The organism is Pseudomonas sp. W15Feb34 (assembly GCF_023127765.1).
GTDB classification, from domain to species: Bacteria; Pseudomonadota; Gammaproteobacteria; order Pseudomonadales; family Pseudomonadaceae; genus Aquipseudomonas; species Aquipseudomonas synxantha_A.
Window position 1 is genome coordinate 1 of the sequence record NZ_SPKN01000015.1, and the last position, 17,728, is coordinate 17,728.

General features: G+C 61.3%; 13 protein-coding genes. 1 reads left to right on the forward strand and 12 read right to left on the reverse strand.

Annotated features, from left to right (window positions below; all coding sequences use genetic code 11):
• Window positions 1-99: 99 nt before the first annotated feature.
• The 12 genes from E4O97_RS07185 to E4O97_RS07240 form a co-directional block, all read right to left on the reverse strand.
• A complete protein-coding gene (locus E4O97_RS07185; protein ID WP_032878117.1) occupies window positions 100-2,874 on the reverse strand; it encodes a hybrid sensor histidine kinase/response regulator in 2,775 nt (924 codons plus the stop codon).
• Window positions 2,875-2,989: 115 nt separating this feature from the next.
• On the reverse strand, window positions 2,990-4,282 hold the full coding sequence (gene purD / locus E4O97_RS07190) for a phosphoribosylamine--glycine ligase (RefSeq protein ID WP_103733880.1): 1,293 nt from the start codon (window positions 4,280-4,282) through the stop codon (window positions 2,990-2,992).
• Between the two features lie 158 nt (window positions 4,283-4,440).
• The gene (purH, locus tag E4O97_RS07195; protein ID WP_032878113.1) at window positions 4,441-6,048 is read right to left on the reverse strand and encodes a bifunctional phosphoribosylaminoimidazolecarboxamide formyltransferase/IMP cyclohydrolase; all 1,608 of its coding nucleotides are present in this window, start codon (window positions 6,046-6,048) and stop codon (window positions 4,441-4,443) included.
• An 81-nt stretch (window positions 6,049-6,129) separates the two neighbouring features.
• The gene (gene fis, locus E4O97_RS07200) at window positions 6,130-6,450 is read right to left on the reverse strand and encodes a DNA-binding transcriptional regulator Fis (RefSeq protein ID WP_002555375.1); all 321 of its coding nucleotides are present in this window, start codon (window positions 6,448-6,450) and stop codon (window positions 6,130-6,132) included.
• Window positions 6,447-7,460: a tRNA dihydrouridine synthase DusB gene (gene dusB / locus E4O97_RS07205; protein WP_032878112.1), complete on the reverse strand. Its 1,014-nt coding sequence runs from the start codon at window positions 7,458-7,460 to the stop codon at window positions 6,447-6,449. Before dusB ends, fis begins: the two co-directional genes overlap by 4 nt.
• 185 nt (window positions 7,461-7,645) lie before the next feature.
• Complete coding sequence (locus E4O97_RS07210) at window positions 7,646-8,872, reverse strand: DUF3426 domain-containing protein (RefSeq protein WP_248161035.1); 1,227 nt, start codon at window positions 8,870-8,872, stop codon at window positions 7,646-7,648.
• Between the two features lie 30 nt (window positions 8,873-8,902).
• Complete coding sequence (gene prmA / locus E4O97_RS07215; RefSeq protein ID WP_032878110.1) at window positions 8,903-9,781, reverse strand: 50S ribosomal protein L11 methyltransferase; 879 nt, start codon at window positions 9,779-9,781, stop codon at window positions 8,903-8,905.
• A 275-nt stretch (window positions 9,782-10,056) separates the two neighbouring features.
• The gene (gene accC / locus E4O97_RS07220) at window positions 10,057-11,418 is read right to left on the reverse strand and encodes an acetyl-CoA carboxylase biotin carboxylase subunit (protein WP_003188188.1); all 1,362 of its coding nucleotides are present in this window, start codon (window positions 11,416-11,418) and stop codon (window positions 10,057-10,059) included.
• Window positions 11,419-11,435: 17 nt separating this feature from the next.
• Window positions 11,436-11,900: an acetyl-CoA carboxylase biotin carboxyl carrier protein gene (gene accB / locus E4O97_RS07225; RefSeq protein ID WP_003188191.1), complete on the reverse strand. Its 465-nt coding sequence runs from the start codon at window positions 11,898-11,900 to the stop codon at window positions 11,436-11,438.
• Window positions 11,901-11,924: 24 nt separating this feature from the next.
• Window positions 11,925-12,380: a type II 3-dehydroquinate dehydratase gene (aroQ, locus tag E4O97_RS07230; protein WP_032878109.1), complete on the reverse strand. Its 456-nt coding sequence runs from the start codon at window positions 12,378-12,380 to the stop codon at window positions 11,925-11,927.
• A 296-nt stretch (window positions 12,381-12,676) separates the two neighbouring features.
• On the reverse strand, window positions 12,677-14,638 hold the full coding sequence (locus E4O97_RS07235; RefSeq protein ID WP_248161036.1) for a methyl-accepting chemotaxis protein: 1,962 nt from the start codon (window positions 14,636-14,638) through the stop codon (window positions 12,677-12,679).
• 53 nt (window positions 14,639-14,691) lie between these two features.
• Window positions 14,692-16,362, reverse strand: a complete 1,671-nt coding sequence (locus tag E4O97_RS07240; RefSeq protein WP_005784403.1) for a PleD family two-component system response regulator — start codon at window positions 16,360-16,362, stop codon at window positions 14,692-14,694.
• Between the two features lie 298 nt (window positions 16,363-16,660).
• On the opposite strand from E4O97_RS07240, the gene E4O97_RS07245 reads away from it, so the two are divergent.
• The gene (locus tag E4O97_RS07245) at window positions 16,661-17,728 is read left to right on the forward strand and encodes a DUF2333 family protein (RefSeq protein WP_003188197.1); all 1,068 of its coding nucleotides are present in this window, start codon (window positions 16,661-16,663) and stop codon (window positions 17,726-17,728) included.

Genomic DNA, 17,728 nt, shown 5'->3' on the forward strand with positions numbered 1-17,728 from the left:
GCCGTTACCGCAGGAATGGATATGTACTCGGTATAACTGTGTCGGCTGTCAGGCCGCCTTCGCGAGCAAGCCCGCTCCCACAGGGGATGGTATTTCAAATCAGGAAATGGTGCTGCGCTCAGGAAGCTTTTGGCGCTGCACTACCCAGTAATCCACCAGCTCGCGCAACTGTGATAGCTCCACCGGCTTGGCCATATGCCCGTCCATGCCGGCCTGGCGTGCGCGTTCTTTATGTTCCGAAAGAATATGCGCCGTGAGCGCTACCACCGGCGTGCGTACGCGTTGGTGGCTGACTTCCCACGCGCGCAGCTGCTGGGTGGCGGAGAATCCATCGAGGACTGGCATTTCACAATCCATCAACACCAGGTCATAGCGCTGGGCCTTCATCGCTTGCAGGGCTTCTTCGCCGTTGCTGGCGGTGTCCGGGTTGAGGTTGAGTTTGCCGAGCATGCCGCGAATCACTTTGGTGGAGATGCTGTTGTCTTCGGCTACCAGGATGCGGAAGTCGCTCGGCACAGTCACCGCCACCGGTGCGCTGGGGGCGGGGCGTGGAATGGCTGCGCCTTTGCTGCGTTGAGCCAGTTCGTCGGCCAGGGTCGTCTTGAGCGTATAACCGGCCACGGGTTTGGCGAGGATGCGCTTGATCCCGCAGTTGCGCGCGATGATCTTGCTCGGCGCATTGCTGATACCGGTGAGCATGATCAGCAGGATGTCGTGGTTCAGGCTCGGGTCTTCCTTGATCTTCGCCGCCAGTTGCATGCCGGTCATGCCCGGCATGTTCTGGTCCAGCAGCACCACGTCGAAGTAATCGCGCAGGTGTGCCTTGGTGCGCAGCAGCGCCAGGGCCTCCTTGCCGGACGGCACGGCGCTGACATTAAGGCCCCAGGCCGAACATTGCTGCACCAGTACTTTGCGGCAGGTGTCGTTGTCGTCCACCACCAGCACGCGGGCGTCCTTGAGCGGGCCGTCGAGATCCGACGTCGGGTGCTCCAGGCGCTCCGGGTCCAGCGGCAGGGTCAGCCACAAGGTGCTGCCCTGATGGCTGCCACTCTTGATGCCGAATTCGCCGTTCATCAGCAGGATCAACTGGCGGGCAATGACCAGGCCCAGGTGACCGCTCAGGCGTGTCGCCGAGAGGAAGTTCTTGCTGTGCAGTTCGCTGTGCAGCAGCGCGTCGCGTTCGGCGGCTTCCATCGGCACGCCGCTGTCCTGCACGGCAATGCGCAAACGGGGCTTGGTGCTGCGCTCGTCGAGGGCCACGACGATCAGCACTTCGCCTTCATCGGTCTTGTGCAGGGCGTTCTCCAGCAGGCTCAACAACGCCTGGCGCAGGCGCGTCGGGTCGCCGCTGATCACGCGTGGCACCTGGGGCTGGATAAAGCTGATCAGCTCGACATTCTGCTGCTCGGCCTTGGCGCGAAAGATACTCAGGCAGTCGTCGATCAACGCGTTGAGGTCGAACTGCACATCATCGAGTTCGATCTGCCCGGACTCCAGCTTGGAAATGTCGAGAATCTCGTTGATCAGGGTGAGCAGCTCGTTACCGGCGCTGTGGATGGTCTGCACGTAGTCGCGCTGCTTCACCGACAGCGGCGTACCCAATAGCAGTTCGGTCATGCCCAGCACGCCGTTCATGGGCGTGCGGATTTCATGGCTGATCTTCGCCAGGAACTCGGCCTTGGCGGCGATTTCGGCGTTGCTGGCGGCCAGGTCGCGGCTCAGGCTGAAGCGCGTTTCGACAATCGCGCGCTGGCGTTCGCCCAGGGCCAGGCTCATCAACAGGCCGCTGAGGCAGATGAAACCCAGCAGGGTGACGATCAGGCCCTGCGGCGCCACCAGGGTGAGGCCGAGCAGGGCGGGAAGAATGATCAGTGTGCCAATGTTGAACACCACCATCGCCGCCACGAACAGACGCGCCGGGCGGTAGCCTTTTTGCCAGTGGTAGGCCGAGACAAACAACATGCTCAGGCCGGCCAGCGCCACCAGGGCATAGGTGATGATGTTCAGTGGCAGGGTATTGACGAACAACAACAGCAGACCGCACAGCACGATCAGCAGGATATCGGCCATCAACACCTTGTTCAGCGGGTGCGGGCCCAGGGGCATGAAGAAGCGGTAGGCGAACATCAACCCGCAAGGTGCGGTCAGCAACAGGGCGAGGTAGGCGCCAGGGGTCTGGATCGCGTGCCAGTTCGGCAGCCATGGCCCCACCAGGTTGAGCAGCAGCGCCAGGCTGAGCATCAACAGCAATTCGCAGGCGGCCAGCCACAGGCTGCTGCGCGAGCGGTGGTAGGCGAAGCGCGTGAGGTTGTGCAGGATCAGCATCAGCAGCACGCCGAACAGCAGGCCGTAGATCAGCGTCTGGTTCTGGTTGGCGGCGGCCAGTACTGCAGGTTCCAGGGTGATGTAGGGGCGCAGTTCGTGTTCCGAGACCAGGCGCAGGTACACCTCAAGAGGTCGTGGGCTCTGGGGCATCGGCAGCATGAAATCGCTGCTGGGCAGCGGGCGTTCAACCTGGGGTTGGCGCGTGCCGGTGGTTTGTTGCTCCACCAGGGTATCGCCGTCCAGTACATACAGGCTCAGGCTGGAAAGATCCGGGGCAAAGACCCGCAGCACTTGTTCGTGCTTGCCGGGCTGCAGCCTGAAGCGCACCCACAACGCACCGTCCGGCTGCGCGGCAGTGATCCGGTCCAGTTCGATGGGGCTGAATTGATTGGTGTAGCGGGCGGAACGGATGTCGCTCAGTTGCAGGTCGGCCTGTTCATCAAGCAATACCGCCCAACCACTGCCTTGTGCGGCGGCCTGGGCCGGGAGCAGGCAGAGCAGGGTCAGCAAGCTGACTGTGAAACCTATGGCGATCCTGAGCCAGCGCACGGCGAAATCCCTTCGTAGGTTGATGCACGGGTTAACTATGCGCGGGGCGACATGTGTACGGCAAGGGCCAAAGGCCCTTACCTAACCGAACGGATAGCTACTGCAAGTGTAGCTCTCAGCTGTTCTCGCCGCGTTCACGGGCAATGGCACGGTAGCCGATGTCGGTGCGGTAGAAACAACCTTTCCAGTCGATTTTCGCAGCCAGCTTGTACGCCTGCTGTTGTGCTGCATCGACACTGGCACCCATTGCGGTGGCGCACAACACACGGCCACCTGCGGTTACAACTTTGCCGTCCTGGAGCGCGGTACCTGCGTGGAACACCTTGCCTTCCAGCGCAGCGGCGGCATCCAGACCTTCAATCACATCGCCCTTGGCGTAATCGGCAGGGTAACCACCGGCCGCCAGCACGATGCCGACGCTCGGGCGTGGGTCCCACTGTGCTTCGACCTTATCCAGCGCTTGGGCCAGCGCCGCTTCCACCAGCAGCACCAGGCTAGATTGCAGGCGCAGCATCACCGGTTGTGTTTCCGGATCGCCGAAACGGCAGTTGAACTCGATGACTTTCGGGTTACCGGCTTTGTCGATCATCAGGCCGGCGTAGAGGAAACCGGTGTAGACGTTGCCCTCGTCGGCCATGCCGCGCACGGTCGGCCAGATCACCAGGTCCATGACGCGCTGATGCACATCGCTGGTGACCACTGGCGCCGGGGAGTAAGCACCCATGCCGCCAGTGTTCGGGCCGCTGTCGCCATTGCCGACGCGCTTGTGGTCCTGGCTGGTGGCCATGGGCAGTACGTTCTTGCCGTCGACCATTACGATGAAACTGGCTTCTTCGCCGTCGAGGAATTCCTCGATCACCACGCGCGAACCTGCATCACCAAAGGCATTGCCGGCGAGCATGTCGCGCACGGCGTCTTCGGCTTCCTGCAGGGTCATGGCGACGATCACGCCTTTACCGGCAGCCAGGCCATCGGCCTTGATCACGATCGGTGCGCCTTTTTCGCGCAGGTAGGCGAGGGCCGGCTCGATCTCGGTGAAGTTCTGGTAGTCGGCGGTGGGGATCTTGTGGCGTGCCAGGAAATCCTTGGTGAAGGCTTTCGAGCCTTCCAACTGGGCGGCGCCAGCGGTCGGGCCGAAGCAATCCAGGCCACGGCTGCGGAACAGATCGACGACGCCGGCAACCAGTGGCACTTCCGGGCCGACGATGGTCAGGGAAACATTCTTCTCGGCAAAATCTGCCAGTTGCTCAAGGGCCAGTACGTCGATGGCGACGTTTTCGCACTTGGCCTCAATGGCGGTACCGGCGTTGCCGGGGGCGACGAAGACTTTCTGGACACGTGGGTCCTGGGCAACTTTCCAGGCCAGGGCGTGTTCACGGCCACCGCTGCCAATGATCAAAACATTCATTTCAAAAACCTCGGATGAAGCAAATTCTGTGAGGCGCCGCAAGTGCGCTTTATGTGGGAGGGGGCTTGCTCCCGATTGCGGTGTATCAGTCAAATAATCAACCTGCTGAAATACCGCTATCGGGAGCAAGCCCCCTCCCACATTTCGATCGAGTGGGATCAGTGGCGGAAGTGGCGCATACCGGTGAAGACCATGGCGATGCCGGCTTCATCAGCAGCGGCAATCACTTCTGCATCACGCATCGAGCCGCCCGGTTGGATCACGGCAGTAACACCGGCTTTCGCGGCGTTATCCAGGCCATCACGGAACGGGAAGAATGCATCGGAAGCCATTACCGAACCCACCACCTGCAAACCGGCGTGTTCTGCCTTGATCGCGGCGATACGCGCCGAGTTCACACGGCTCATCTGGCCGGCGCCGACACCGATGGTCTGGCGGTTCTTGGCGTAGACGATGGCGTTGGATTTAACGTACTTGGCGACTTTCCAGGCAAAGATCAAATCGTTGATCTCTTGCTCGGTCGGGGCGCGTTTGGTCACCACTTTCAAGTCCTGGCTGCCGATCATGCCGATGTCGCGGCTCTGTACCAGCAAGCCGCCATTGACGCGCTTGTAGTCCCAGGCAGCGGCGCGGTCGGCCGACCACTCGCCGCAGGCCAGCAGGCGCACGTTGGCTTTGGCGGCGACAATGGCGCGGGCTTCTTCGCTGACGCTTGGCGCGATGATCACCTCGACGAACTGGCGCTCGACGATCGCCTTGGCGGTCTCGGCATCCAGCTCGCGGTTGAAGGCAATGATGCCGCCGAACGCAGATTCGGTATCGGTGGCGTAGGCCAGTTCGTACGCCTGGCGGATACCGCCTTCAGCGTCCGGGCTCACGGCCACGCCGCACGGGTTGGCGTGCTTGACGATCACGCAGGCCGGTTTGACGAAGCTCTTCACGCATTCCAGCGCGGCGTCGGTATCGGCCACGTTGTTGTAGGAAAGTTCTTTGCCTTGCAGCTGGGTCGCGGTGGCAATGCCCACTTCGGCAGGCTTGGCTTCCACGTAGAACGCCGCGCTCTGGTGCGGGTTCTCGCCGTAGCGCATTTCCTGGGCCTTGATGAACTGGCTGTTGAAGGTGCGCGGGAACTGGCTGCGACCTTCTGTGCTCAAGGTGTCAGCCGCTTGGTTCACGGTGCCCATGTAGTTGGCGATCATGCCGTCATAGGCTGCGGTGTGTTCGAACGCCTTGAGCATCAGGTCGAAACGCTGGGCGTAGGTCAGGCCACCGGCTTTCAGGTTTGCCAGCACGTTGGCGTAGTCGCTGGCGTTGACCACGATGGCCACGTCTTTGTGGTTCTTGGCCGCCGAGCGCACCATGGTCGGGCCGCCGATATCGATGTTCTCGATGGCGGTGGGAAGGTCGCAGCCTGGCTTGTTGATGGTGGCTTCGAATGGGTAGAGGTTAACGGCCACCAGGTCGATCGGCTTGATGCCGTGCTCGGTCATGATGGCGTCGTCGATGCCGCGACGGCCGAGGATGCCGCCATGGATTTTCGGGTGCAGGGTCTTGACGCGACCGTCCATCATTTCTGCGAAACCGGTGTAGTCCGCGACTTCTACTGCGGCCACGCCGTTGTCCTGCAGCAGTTTGAAGGTCCCGCCCGTGGAGAGGATTTCCACACCCAGGGCTTCCAGCTCCCGGGCAAATTCGAGGATCCCGGTCTTGTCGGAAACACTGATCAAGGCGCGGCGGATCGGCAGGCGGGTAGTCTGGTCGGTCATTTCAATTTCCATCAAAAGCAAAGGAGTCAGCAAAAAAGGCGACCGGTTTTACGCGGGCGCCTTTCTGGTTTGATTGAATGCTTACAGCAAATCGTACTGCTTGAGCTTTTTGCGCAAGGTGCCACGGTTGAGGCCCAGCAGCTCACTGGCTTTGGTCTGGTTGCCCTTGACGTAGTTCATCACGCTTTCGAGCAAGGGCGCCTCGACTTCGGAGAGCACCAGGTTGTACACGTCCGTGACGGAAGCACCCTCAAGGTGGGCGAAATAATTGTGCAGCGCTTTCTCGACACTCCCGCGAAGGGTCTGGCCTTCTTCGCTGGGCGTGTTGAGGTGCTGTTTCAAATTGACGTTGTCGCTCACGGGTGTTGTTCCACTCACTAAAGTCTCGGTCATCATCGTCATGCGGCCACCCCTTTTCCATCCCCTGTTCCCAGGCTCTTGTCACGTTCGGCGAAGAACTCACGAACGGTGGCGACCTGTGCCTGCGTTTCATCCAAACGATTGAACTGAGCGCGAAATTCCTTGGCGCCCGGCAAGGTGGCGAGATACCAGCCGACATGCTTGCGAGCAATGCGTACGCCCATCACATCCCCATAGAAGGCGTGCAGGGCGGCCAGATGCTCCAGCAGAATACGTTCCACTTCGACCAACTCCGGCGCCGGCAAGACTTCACCAGTGCGCAGGAAATGCTCGATCTCGCGAAAAATCCACGGTCGCCCCTGGGCGGCCCGGCCAATCAACAATCCGTCGGCACCGGTTGCGTGCAGCACACGCCGGGCTTTCTCGGCGCAGTCGATGTCGCCATTGGCAAATACCGGCATCGACACGGCCTGCTTGATCGCGGCAATGGTGTCGTACTCGGCTTCACCGGTATAAAGGTCGGCGCGGGTACGGCCATGCACCGCCAGCGCTGTAATCCCGGCCTGTTCAGCGATCTTTGCCACTGTGAGGCCATTTTTGTTGTCCCGGTCCCAACCGGTACGAATCTTCAGGGTCACCGGCACATCGACTGCGCCAACGACGGCCTGCAGGATCTCGGCGACCAACTGCTCATCTTTCAACAGGGCGGAACCGGCGGCCTTGTTGCAGACCTTCTTGGCCGGGCAGCCCATGTTGATATCAATGATCTGTGCACCCAGCTCCACATTGGCCCGGGCCGCATCCGCCAGCATCTGCGCATCACCCCCGGCGATCTGTACCGAGCGTGGCTCGGGATCACCTTCGTGGATCATGCGCATCCGCGATTTGCGGGTGTTCCACAAACTCATGTCGCTGGTAACCATTTCAGAGACTACTAGACCCGCGCCCAAACGCTTGCACAGCTGACGAAAGGGCTGATCGGTGACACCCGCCATCGGGGCGAGGATCAAGCCGTTCTGCAATGTATATGGGCCGATGCGTACCGCCGACATAGGACTTCCCTGTTGTGGGGCCGGATCATTAGAGTTCGAAAAAGGGTTGGCATGATACCCGCTCTCGATGACGGGTTAAAGGCTGAATTGGATAAAATCTGAACAGTTATTTTTTTATCGCCACCGGTTTGGTTGACGTCGGTCAAGTCAATAATCCGCCGTCAAACCTCTTCGGGTGTGCCGTTTCACTCGGGCGAGTGGAAGCTCAGGCTGTAGTTCACGGCTTTGTTGCCGGGATCAAGGATGTCGAGGGAAATGTGGATCGGTGTCTGCGAAGGCATTTCGCTGACGCCAGCCAACTCGCCGCTCAGATACTCGGCGGGTTTGAAGCGACGACTGGCGATCAGGCTGCCGTTCAAATCTGCAAAACGCAGTTCCAGCAGCGGGAACGGCTGGGAAAAGGTCGCGCGGTTATAGAGAATTGCATCCACCACCAGCGCACCGGCGAACTCCGGGTGGCTGCGTACCACCAGGTTGCTGCTCTTGATATGGGCGATGTCGACCCGCGATGGCACGGAGCAACCCAATTTCGGGCACAGCTGCTGGAACCACGGACGGTAGGCGTCCTGACGGGCCAGTTCGTCGAATTGGTAGGCGATGTACTGGCCTGCCAGGCCGGCGGCGGCGATCAGCACCAGCAGGATCCAGATCAGGCGGCGGCCCCAGCCCGACGGACGTTTCTGCGCATAGAGGTGCAGCGGGTCGTCTTCAAGGTCCTGGAGCACGGCGTCGTGCACGCTGGCCTCGGTGCGTGGGCGTTTACGCCGTGATTGCGGGCGTTCATCGGCTTCTTCTGCCGCTGGGGTCAGGGGCGTGAAGGGCGGGTCGGGCTCGTCGTCATGCAGGGGCGAGAGCAGGGTTGGCTCGTCGTCGATGGTTTCGCTGTGCAGCGACATGGACGGTTCGGTGCGCTGCCGGGTATTGCTTGGTTCAGGCTCGTCTTCGTCGCCGCCTGCGCGCTCTTGCGCGGGCTCGCTGAACAGGCTGGCGGCCCATTGTTCTTCCTCGGCCTTGACCGTGTCGCGGCTGGCGCTGAGGGTGTCTTCCTTGTGCCGACGATCGGTGCCGGGTTGCCGACGCTCCGCGCCCTGGGGTTGAGTGTGCTGAATCTCGCGGCGCTCGAGCTTGGCCAGTTCTTCGTCCAGGTCCAGGTTGTCCAGGTCCAGCTCCTGGGCTGTCCACTGTTTCTGGCTGATGGCTCGCGGGGGTTCAGGCGTTGGCTCGACCACCGCGGGCACTTCAGGTTCGGCTGCCGACACTTGGGCGCGCTGCTCCAGCAACTGGCGAGCGGCATTGAACACTTGCAGGCACGAGCCGCAGCGCACCACGCCACGGGCCACGCTCAACTGAGCGTGGTTGACACGGAAGCGGGCTTGGCAATGCGGGCACTGGGTGACGAAACTGTCGGTCATGCGGCCATCCGATTCAGACAAGCGCTCATTCTAGCGCCGACGACCGCTGATGCGTACCCAGCCATCACGGTTGGCGATCGGGTCCAGCTCGAAATCCCTGGCGTAGGCCGCAGCCACTTCTTCACCTTGCTCGGCGAGGATACCCGACAGCGCCAGGCGCCCACCCGGCTTGACCAGGCTCGACAGTTGCGGTGCCAGCGACACCAGCGGCCCGGCGAGGATATTGGCGACCAGTACATCGGCCTGTACCTGGGGCAGATCTTCAGGTAGATAGAGTGGGAATTTGCCTTCAGCGATGTTATTACGCCCGGCGTTATCGCGGGAGGCTTCCAGGGCCTGCACGTCGATATCGGTGCCCACGGCCTCCTTGGCGCCCAGCAGCAGCGCGGCAATCGCCAGGATCCCGGAGCCGCAGCCGAAGTCCAGTACGTTGCTGTCGGTCAGGTCCTGGCCGTCCAGCCATTCCAGGCACAGGGCGGTGGTGGGGTGGGTGCCGGTGCCGAACGCCAGGCCCGGGTCCAGCAGCAGGTTGACGGCGTCTGGCTCGGGAGCAGCGTGCCAGCTTGGCACGATCCACAGGCGCTGGCCGAAGCGCATGGGCTGGAAGTTATCCATCCAGCTGCGTTCCCAGTCCTGGTCTTCGATGACTTCGCTGTGATGCTCGGGCAGCGGGCCGCCGGTGAGCAGTTCCATATGGGCCAGTACGGCGGCGGCATCGGTGCCGTCTTCGAACAGGGCCAGCAGGTGGGTGTGGGACCACAGCGGCGTGGTGTTGAGTTCCGGCTCGAAGATCGGCTGGTCTTCGGCGTCCATGAAGGTCACCGACACAGCGCCCACTTCGAGGAAAGCGTCTTCGTAGGTTTCGGCTTGTTCTGGGCTGATGGCGAGACGGACTTGCAGCCAAGGCATGGCGGGCACCTTTGAAAAAATGAATGTGCAGCGAGTAGGCCGCGAAAGCGCGCAAGTTTACGCGAGCGGGCAGCAGAAGACGACATTACTGAGTGAATGCGGACCAAATGTGGGAGGGGGCTTGCCCCCGATAGCGGTGGATCAGTTACAGATACTGAGGCTGACACACTGCAATCGGGGGCAAGCCCCCTCCCACATTTGTACTGTGTATGGCCTGAAAGCTGGGGGGCAGAAACAACAAAGCCGCCCGAAGGCGGCTTTGTTGGGTGGAGCACTTACTGGTTGGCCAGCTTGTGTTCCAGGTAGTGAATGTTCACACCACCCTCGCAGAAGCCCTCATCGCGAACCAGGTCCCGATGCAGCGGGATGTTGGTCTTGATGCCGTCGACCACGATTTCGTCCAGGGCGTTGCGCATACGGGCCATGGCCTCGTCGCGGGTCGCGCCCCAGGTGATCAGCTTGCCGATCAGCGAGTCGTAGTTGGACGGAACCTTGTAGCCGCTGTACAGGTGCGAATCCACACGTACGCCGTTGCCGCCGGGCGCGTGGAAATGCTTGACCAGGCCAGGGCTTGGGATAAAGGTTTTCGGGTCTTCGGCGTTGATGCGGCACTCCAGGGAGTGGCCGTGCATCTTCACGTCGTCCTGGGTGAAGGACAGCACGTTACCTGCGGCGATGCTCAGCATCTCCTTGACGATGTCGATACCGGTGACCATCTCCGAAACCGGATGCTCTACCTGCACACGAGTGTTCATCTCGATGAAGTAGAAGCGACCGTTCTCGTAGAGGAACTCGAAGGTACCGGCGCCACGGTAGTTGATGTCGATGCACGCCTTGACGCAGCGTGCCAGGACTTCCTGGCGGGCTTTTTCGTCGAGGCCCGGTGCCGGGGCTTCTTCCAACACTTTCTGGTGACGACGTTGCAGCGAGCAATCGCGGTCGCCCAAGTGGATGGCGTGGCCCTGGCCGTCGGACAGCACCTGGACTTCCACGTGACGTGGGTTGGTCAGGTACTTCTCCAGGTAGACCATCGGGTTGCCGAACCAGGCGCCCGCTTCGGAGCGGGTCTGCTTGGCGGCTTCGATCAGGTCTTCTTCCTTGTGCACCACGCGCATACCGCGACCACCACCGCCACCGGCGGCCTTGATGATCACCGGGTAACCGACTTCGCGACCAATGCGCAGAGCGGTTTCCTCGTCTTCAGGCAGTGGGCCGTCGGAGCCTGGAACGGTCGGCACGCCCGCTGCAATCATGGCGTCCTTGGCCGAGACCTTGTCGCCCATCAGGCGAATGGTTTCGGCTTTGGGACCGATGAAGGCAAACCCGGATTTTTCCACCTGTTCGGCGAAGTCGGCGTTTTCCGCGAGGAAGCCGTAGCCCGGGTGGATGCCATCAGCGCCGGTCACTTCTGCGGCAGCGATGATGTTCGAGACTTTCAGGTACGAGTTCGTGGCCAGTGGCGGGCCGATGCAGATGCTTTCGTCCGCCAGTTTCACGTGCATCAATTCGGTATCGGCCGTCGAGTAAACAGCGACGGTCTTGATGCCCTCTTCCTTACAGGCGCGCAGGATACGCAGCGCGATCTCGCCGCGGTTGGCGATCAGGACTTTTTGCAGTTTCTTCGCAGGTTTCAACATCGAAGGCGCTCCGCGGTTCAAACGATGGTGAACAGCGGCTGGTCGTACTCAACCGGCTGACCGTTTTCTACCAGGATGGATTCAATGACGCCGGCTTTTTCAGCGGTGATGTGGTTCATCATCTTCATCGCTTCAACGATGCAGATGGTGTCGCCCACTTTCACGGTCTTGCCTACTTCAACGAAGGCTGGCGAGGTCGGTGCCGGGGTGCGGTAGAAAGTACCGACCATTGGCGACTTGACCACGAAGCCGTTCAACGCTGGTGCGGCTGGGGCAGCAGGGGCTGCGGCAGCGGCTGGAGCGGCGGCAGGGGCGGCAGCGGCAGGAGCCGGTGCTTGCATCTGCGGTGCGTAGAACTGTTGGGCCGGGGTCTTGCTGTGACGGCTGATCCGTACGGACTCTTCGCCTTCCTTGATTTCCAGCTCGTCGATACCGGATTCTTCCAGCAGTTCGATCAGTTTCTTAACTTTACGGATATCCATGAATCATCAACTCCCAAGGGTCGGTCAGGGGCGTTTAGCCTGTTCTTCAACGTGTTCCAGGGCGGCCTCCAGGGCCAGTCGGTAACCGCTGGCGCCAAGGCCGCAGATCACTCCTACCGCTACATCGGAGAAGTAAGAGTGATGGCGGAAAGCTTCGCGTTTGTGCACGTTCGATAAATGCACTTCGATGAATGGGATGCTCACCGCCAGCAGCGCGTCACGTAATGCAACGCTTGTATGCGTAAAAGCGGCGGGATTGATCAGGATAAAGTCCACGCCTTCGTTACGCGCGGCGTGGATGCGATCAATCAATTCATACTCGGCATTGCTTTGCAGGTAGAGCAGATGGTGGCCGGCTTCACGGGCCCGTCTTTCCAGGTCGAGGTTGATCTGGTCGAGGGTCACTGCCCCGTAGACGCCCGGTTCGCGGGTGCCAAGCAGGTTCAGGTTGGGTCCATGAAGAACCAGTAAGGTCGCCATCGGCTGTTCCTTGTTATTGGTAGGGGTGCGGCAGAACCCGGCGACTATGCCGCAAAGCCTTTGTGACTGTCCAGTTCTATGCAGTAGCCAGCACGATTAGCGAGGATTGCGCGAAATTTGTGACTGTGGCCCGGAATCCGGTCATGCTGAACACGGTCTTGAATCCACTGAAGATCAAATGTGGGAGGGGGCTTGCTCCCGATAGCGGTGGATCAGCTACAGGTATTGAGACTGACACACTGTAATCGGGAGCAAGCCCCCTCCCACATTTGATCTCCATAGGGCGGGAGAGCGGGTCAGACGCGGAAGGCTTGTACGGCAGTGTTGAGTTGCCCTCCGAGCACCAACAGGTGCTCACCCTGGCTACGGCCCTGGCCTATGCGCAGCAAGTTATCCTCACCCAGCTGGTGAATCCGCTCACTGTTATCGCGAATCTCACTCACGGCCCCACTCTGCTGCGCAGTCACATCGGCAATGCGTACCGCCGTCTCGGAAATCGTCTGGATCGCGCCGACGATTTCATCCAGCGCACCATCTGCTGCCTGGGCTTGCTGGGCGGTGGCTTCGGCGTGTTCAACCTGGGCGCGCATGCCTTGTACCGATTGATGGGCGGCGGTTTGCAGGCCGGCGATCAGGCCCTGGATTTCGGCAGTAGCGCCAGCGGTGCGCTGGGCCAGGGAACGGACTTCGTCGGCCACCACCGCGAAGCCGCGTCCGGCTTCACCGGCGCGAGCCGCCTCGATAGCGGCATTGAGCGCCAGCAAGTTGGTCTGCTCGGCAATCGAGCGAATCACGGTCAGCACGCCGCCGATGGTGGCGGATTCTTCCGCGAGTTTCTCGATCATCTGCGCATTTTGCTGCACTTCGCCCACCAAGGCGTGCAACCCGGTCAGGCTCAGGCCGATTACGCGCTGGCCTTGCTCCACAGCAAAGCCTGCACTGCGACTGGCGCCGGCAGCCTGGCTGGCATCCCCGGCCACTTGCTGGATGGTGGCTTCCAGTTCACCCAGGGAGTCACGGATTTGCGCGGTGTCGCCGGCCTGACGCTCGGCGCCGTCGTGCAGGCCGCTGCTCAGTTCGGCGAGGGCGCGGCTGCTGCCGGCCACTGCTTCGGCATTCCCGCGAATAGTGCCTACCAGGCCCACCAGATAGGCGCGCAGGCGGTTCAGGGAGGCTTCGATAGCGTGCAGTTCATGGTTGGTCTTGCCCAGGGCTATCGGCTGGCTGAAATTACCTTCGGCCCAGGTCGACAAGGCCGGTGCCAGATTGGTCAGCACCCGTGCCAGGCGCCGTTGAAGCGTGTCGATCAGCAGTGCGATCAACAGGATCAGGCCGATCATCACGCCTTGCAGCACACGCACCTCGCCCTGGATTCTGGCGTGCTGTGCACGCACTACCGGCTCCAGGCCGGCGATGGCCTGTTGCACGTTGGCGATCTTCAGGTGGGTGGCAGCGGCGAGGTCGGCGCGCTGCTGGATCTGCTCGCGGGTGCGCTGGAGTTCGGCGGGGTAGCGGGTCAACAGGCTGTTGAGCTCGCGCTTGAGGTCGACGCCGGTGTCCTGGGCTGCGGTTTTTTCGGTGTTTTCCAGGCCCATCAACGCGGAGAAATCGTCAACGTTGGATTCGGCGCTGGCCTTTACCCCAAGCAATGGCAACTGCGCCAACAGGTCGGCCTGGGTGCGCATGGTGGCAATCTCGCGCTCCACCTCGTCGGCCAGCTCGGCGCGGCCGCTGCTCACCAGCTTGTCGCGGGCCAGGGACAGTTTGCCCAGATGCTGCGAGGCGGTCAGCAGGGGAGGCAGGTAGCGTGCTGCGTCTGTGGAGTTGACGCCGCTGGCGTACTGGCTCAGTTGCTCCAGGTTTGCGCCCAGTTCGCGCTCGGCCTGAACCAACAGTGCTTGCGGGTCGCCGGCCAGCTTGCCTGCAGCCAGCAGGTCGGTCTTACTGAAGGTTTCCAGGTCCGCCAGGCTGGGGTGCAGGGTTTGCGCTAACTCGGCCGGCAATTGCGCGAGTTGCTGCAACAGGCTCTCCAGGCTTTGACTGGCGCTGCTCAGGCGCAGGGCATCGCCGCTGGCCAGGTAGTCGTCGATATTGCGCGCTGCCTGGTTTTGAAAGCCCTGGGACAGGCCCAGGTAGCGCTCCATCAATAAATAAGGCCGCTCCAGCGCCCGTTGCGACCACCACAGCGTCGCCCCGAGGGCCAGGCATACGGCCACCAGCAGAAGGGTATTGAGATTGGTCAGCAGCTTGAGGCGCATGCGGGGTTTCAACCGACGGCAAAAGATAAGTGCCTGAAGTTATTGCGCTTGCGTTACAGAGTTATGACCGATTCGGTGGATTCCGGTGAAAAGATGGCACTTTGCTTTGATGCGCGCGCGGCTTGCACGCGGTTGCGTCCGGCGTCCTTGGCAAGGTATAGCGCTTCGTCAGCCTGGGCGGCCATCGTCAGGCTGTCGCACCCGTCACACAACTCCACCAGGCCGGCACTGAAGGTGCACCACAAATCCTGCGGTTGGGCGGGGTAGTGGATTTCTGCAAAGCGCCGCCGAATGTCGTCCAGTACCTTGCAGGCCGATTCCACGTCGGTGTCGGGCATCACGATGGCAAACTCTTCACCGCCATAACGGCCGATGTAGTCGGTCTTGCGCAGGCGCTGCTTGAGAAACAGCGCCAGGCTCTTGATCACCCGGTCGCCCATGGGGTGGCCGTGGCTGTCATTGACTCGTTTGAAGTGGTCGATATCCAGCATCGCAAAGCTCAATGGCTTGTTCTCGCGGCGGGCGCGAAAGCTGCAGTCTTCGAGCAATTGCAGGATATGCGTATGGTTGTACAGCCCGGTCAGGCTGTCGCGCACCATCCGCGCCTTCAAGTTGCGCGCCCGCGCTGCGCGGTTGCGCACGGTGGTGATCAGGTGGCGCGGCTTGATCGGTTTGGTCAGGAAGTCATCGCCGCCTTCGCTCATCGCGTCCAGCTGTTTGTCCAGGTCGTCTTCGGCCGACAGGTAGATGATCGGCACGCTGACGTAACGGTCGTTGTGGCGAATCACCTTGGCCAGTTCGGTGCCGGTACAGGCGGGCATATACATGTCGAGGATGATCAGGTCGGGCTGGAAATCCGCCAGTTCGGCCATCGCCTGGATCGGTTCGATCAAGGTGCGCGTGACAATCCCGGCGCTGTTGAGCAGGCGCTCGGTGTGCAGCGCCTGGGCCCGCGAGTCGTCAATGATCAGCACTTTGTACGGCTCGTACTGGGCAACGCAGGTCAGCACTTCGATCTTTTCCAGCAGGCTCGAAGCCTCCAGGGTGCCGGTCAGGAACTCCTCACCTCCGGCGCGCACGGCGGCCAGGCGCGTGGGCGTGTCGGTTTCGTGCAGGCTGAAAAACAACAGCGGCAGCTTTTGCTCCAGGCCCTCCTGGGCTTGCGCGGCGAGGGTGAGGCCCAGGCCGGGGCCGCAAAAGTCCACGTCCATGACGATTGCTGACGGCAGGCGCTCGGCCATGGCCGTGTGAAAAGCCGCGACGCTGTCCAGGGATTGGGCACTCAGGCCAAAGAATTCCAGCTGCTTGGCCAGGCGCTCGGCGCGGTCGTGGTCGGCCAGCATCACGTAGATCGGTTTGCGCATCGGTGGCAGCAGGGTTTGCTCAAGCTGGTCACCCTGACGCAGGCCGGTGCGCGACAGGCGCTGCATCAAGCGGTTGAGTTCGGTGATCAGTTGGCTGCTCAAACGGCCACGGTTTTCGTCCACCGCCTGGAGGGTTTGGCCAATATGCTGGGCCAGTTGGCGGTGTTCGGGCTGTTCAAAACGCTCGGCGAAGCGCTGCAGGCGCAGGTTGGCTTCGCTGAGTTCGGAAAAGTCGGCGTTCGACCATTCGCCGCGTTGCAGGCGCTGCCAGATCTCAAGAATTTGACGTGCCTGATGAATTACCCGCTGGGCAAAATGCTGCTTGAGACGCTCGCGGCTAGGGTCTTCTGACTCGGTCATATCCTGACTACTGTGAGGGTGCATGCTGAGGTCGACTGATGGCTCTATGCTAGCACCTCTTTTCTGTTGCATGAGTGTCATACGTCAATTAAGTCTGCGTGCCGGATATTCAGTTATTGACTCGCGGGTCGCGCAGCGTAAAAAGCGTGCATCCTTTATAGTCCAACCTTGCTTGTGCGCCACTTTCGCGTAAAAGCCCCGCAACGATGGGCACGATGGGGTAGGGTTGTGGTCGGAGTGTCTGAACGCACCCGGACAATTGACGTGCATGAACTCAAGTGATTGAAAGGATATCGCCATGCTGGACTGGAAAAACCGTGAAGGCAGTGCCAAAGGCCCCGCCCCTGAGCCCAAGTCGGCCAACCGCAGCTATTTTCGCAACTTGCTGATGAGCCGGGCTTTGCTCAGCATTATCGGCCTGTACCTGCTGGTCACCGGTGGCCTGGGTTGGTACTGGAGCCAGGAGCCGGCGCTGTTTCCGGTCCAGCAGAACGCCCAGCTTGCCGCCGAGAAGGAAGGCAAGCAGATGGTCGTGGGCTACACCACGGTCGAAACCCTCAAGACCGTGGTCGGCACCTTGCTGAACAAGCCTGGCGGCTACATCTCCAACGACCGTTTCCCGCCGGGCTTGTGGATGGACAACATGCCGAGCTGGGAATATGGCGTGCTGGTGCAGGTGCGTGACCTGACCCGCGCACTGCGCAAAGACTTCGCTCGCTCCCAGTCGCAGTCGGCTGAAGACGCGGACCTGGCCAAGGCCGAACCGCGGTTTAACTTCGATAACAAGAGCTGGGTGCTGCCTTCGAGCGAGTCGGAATACCAGGAAGGCATCAACTCCCTGAGCCGCTACGAAGCGCGCCTGTCTGACCCGAACCAGCGCGGCGCACTGTTTTACGCGCGTGCCGACAACCTGAACAACTGGCTGGGCGATGTGGCGACCCGTCTGGGCTCGCTGTCCCAGCGCCTGTCGGCCAGCGTCGGCCGCGTCAAACTGAACACCGCGCTTAAAACCGAGGCGCTGGCGCCGGGCGAAGTGCCGCAAGTCGATGAAGAAGTGGTGGAAACCCCATGGATGCAGATCGATAACGTGTTCTACGAAGCCCGTGGCCAGGCATGGGCCTTGTCCCATCTGCTGCGCGCCATCGAAGTCGACTTTGCCGACGTGCTGGCCAAGAAAAACGCCACCGTCAGCGTGCGCCAGATCATTCGTGAGCTGGAGGCCTCGCAGGAGCCGGTGTGGAGTCCTATGATTCTTAACGGCAGTGGCTTCGGGGTACTGGCGAACCATTCGTTGGTGATGGCCAACTATATTTCCCGGGCAAACGCTGCAGTGATCGACTTGCGTCAGCTCCTCAACCAGGGTTGA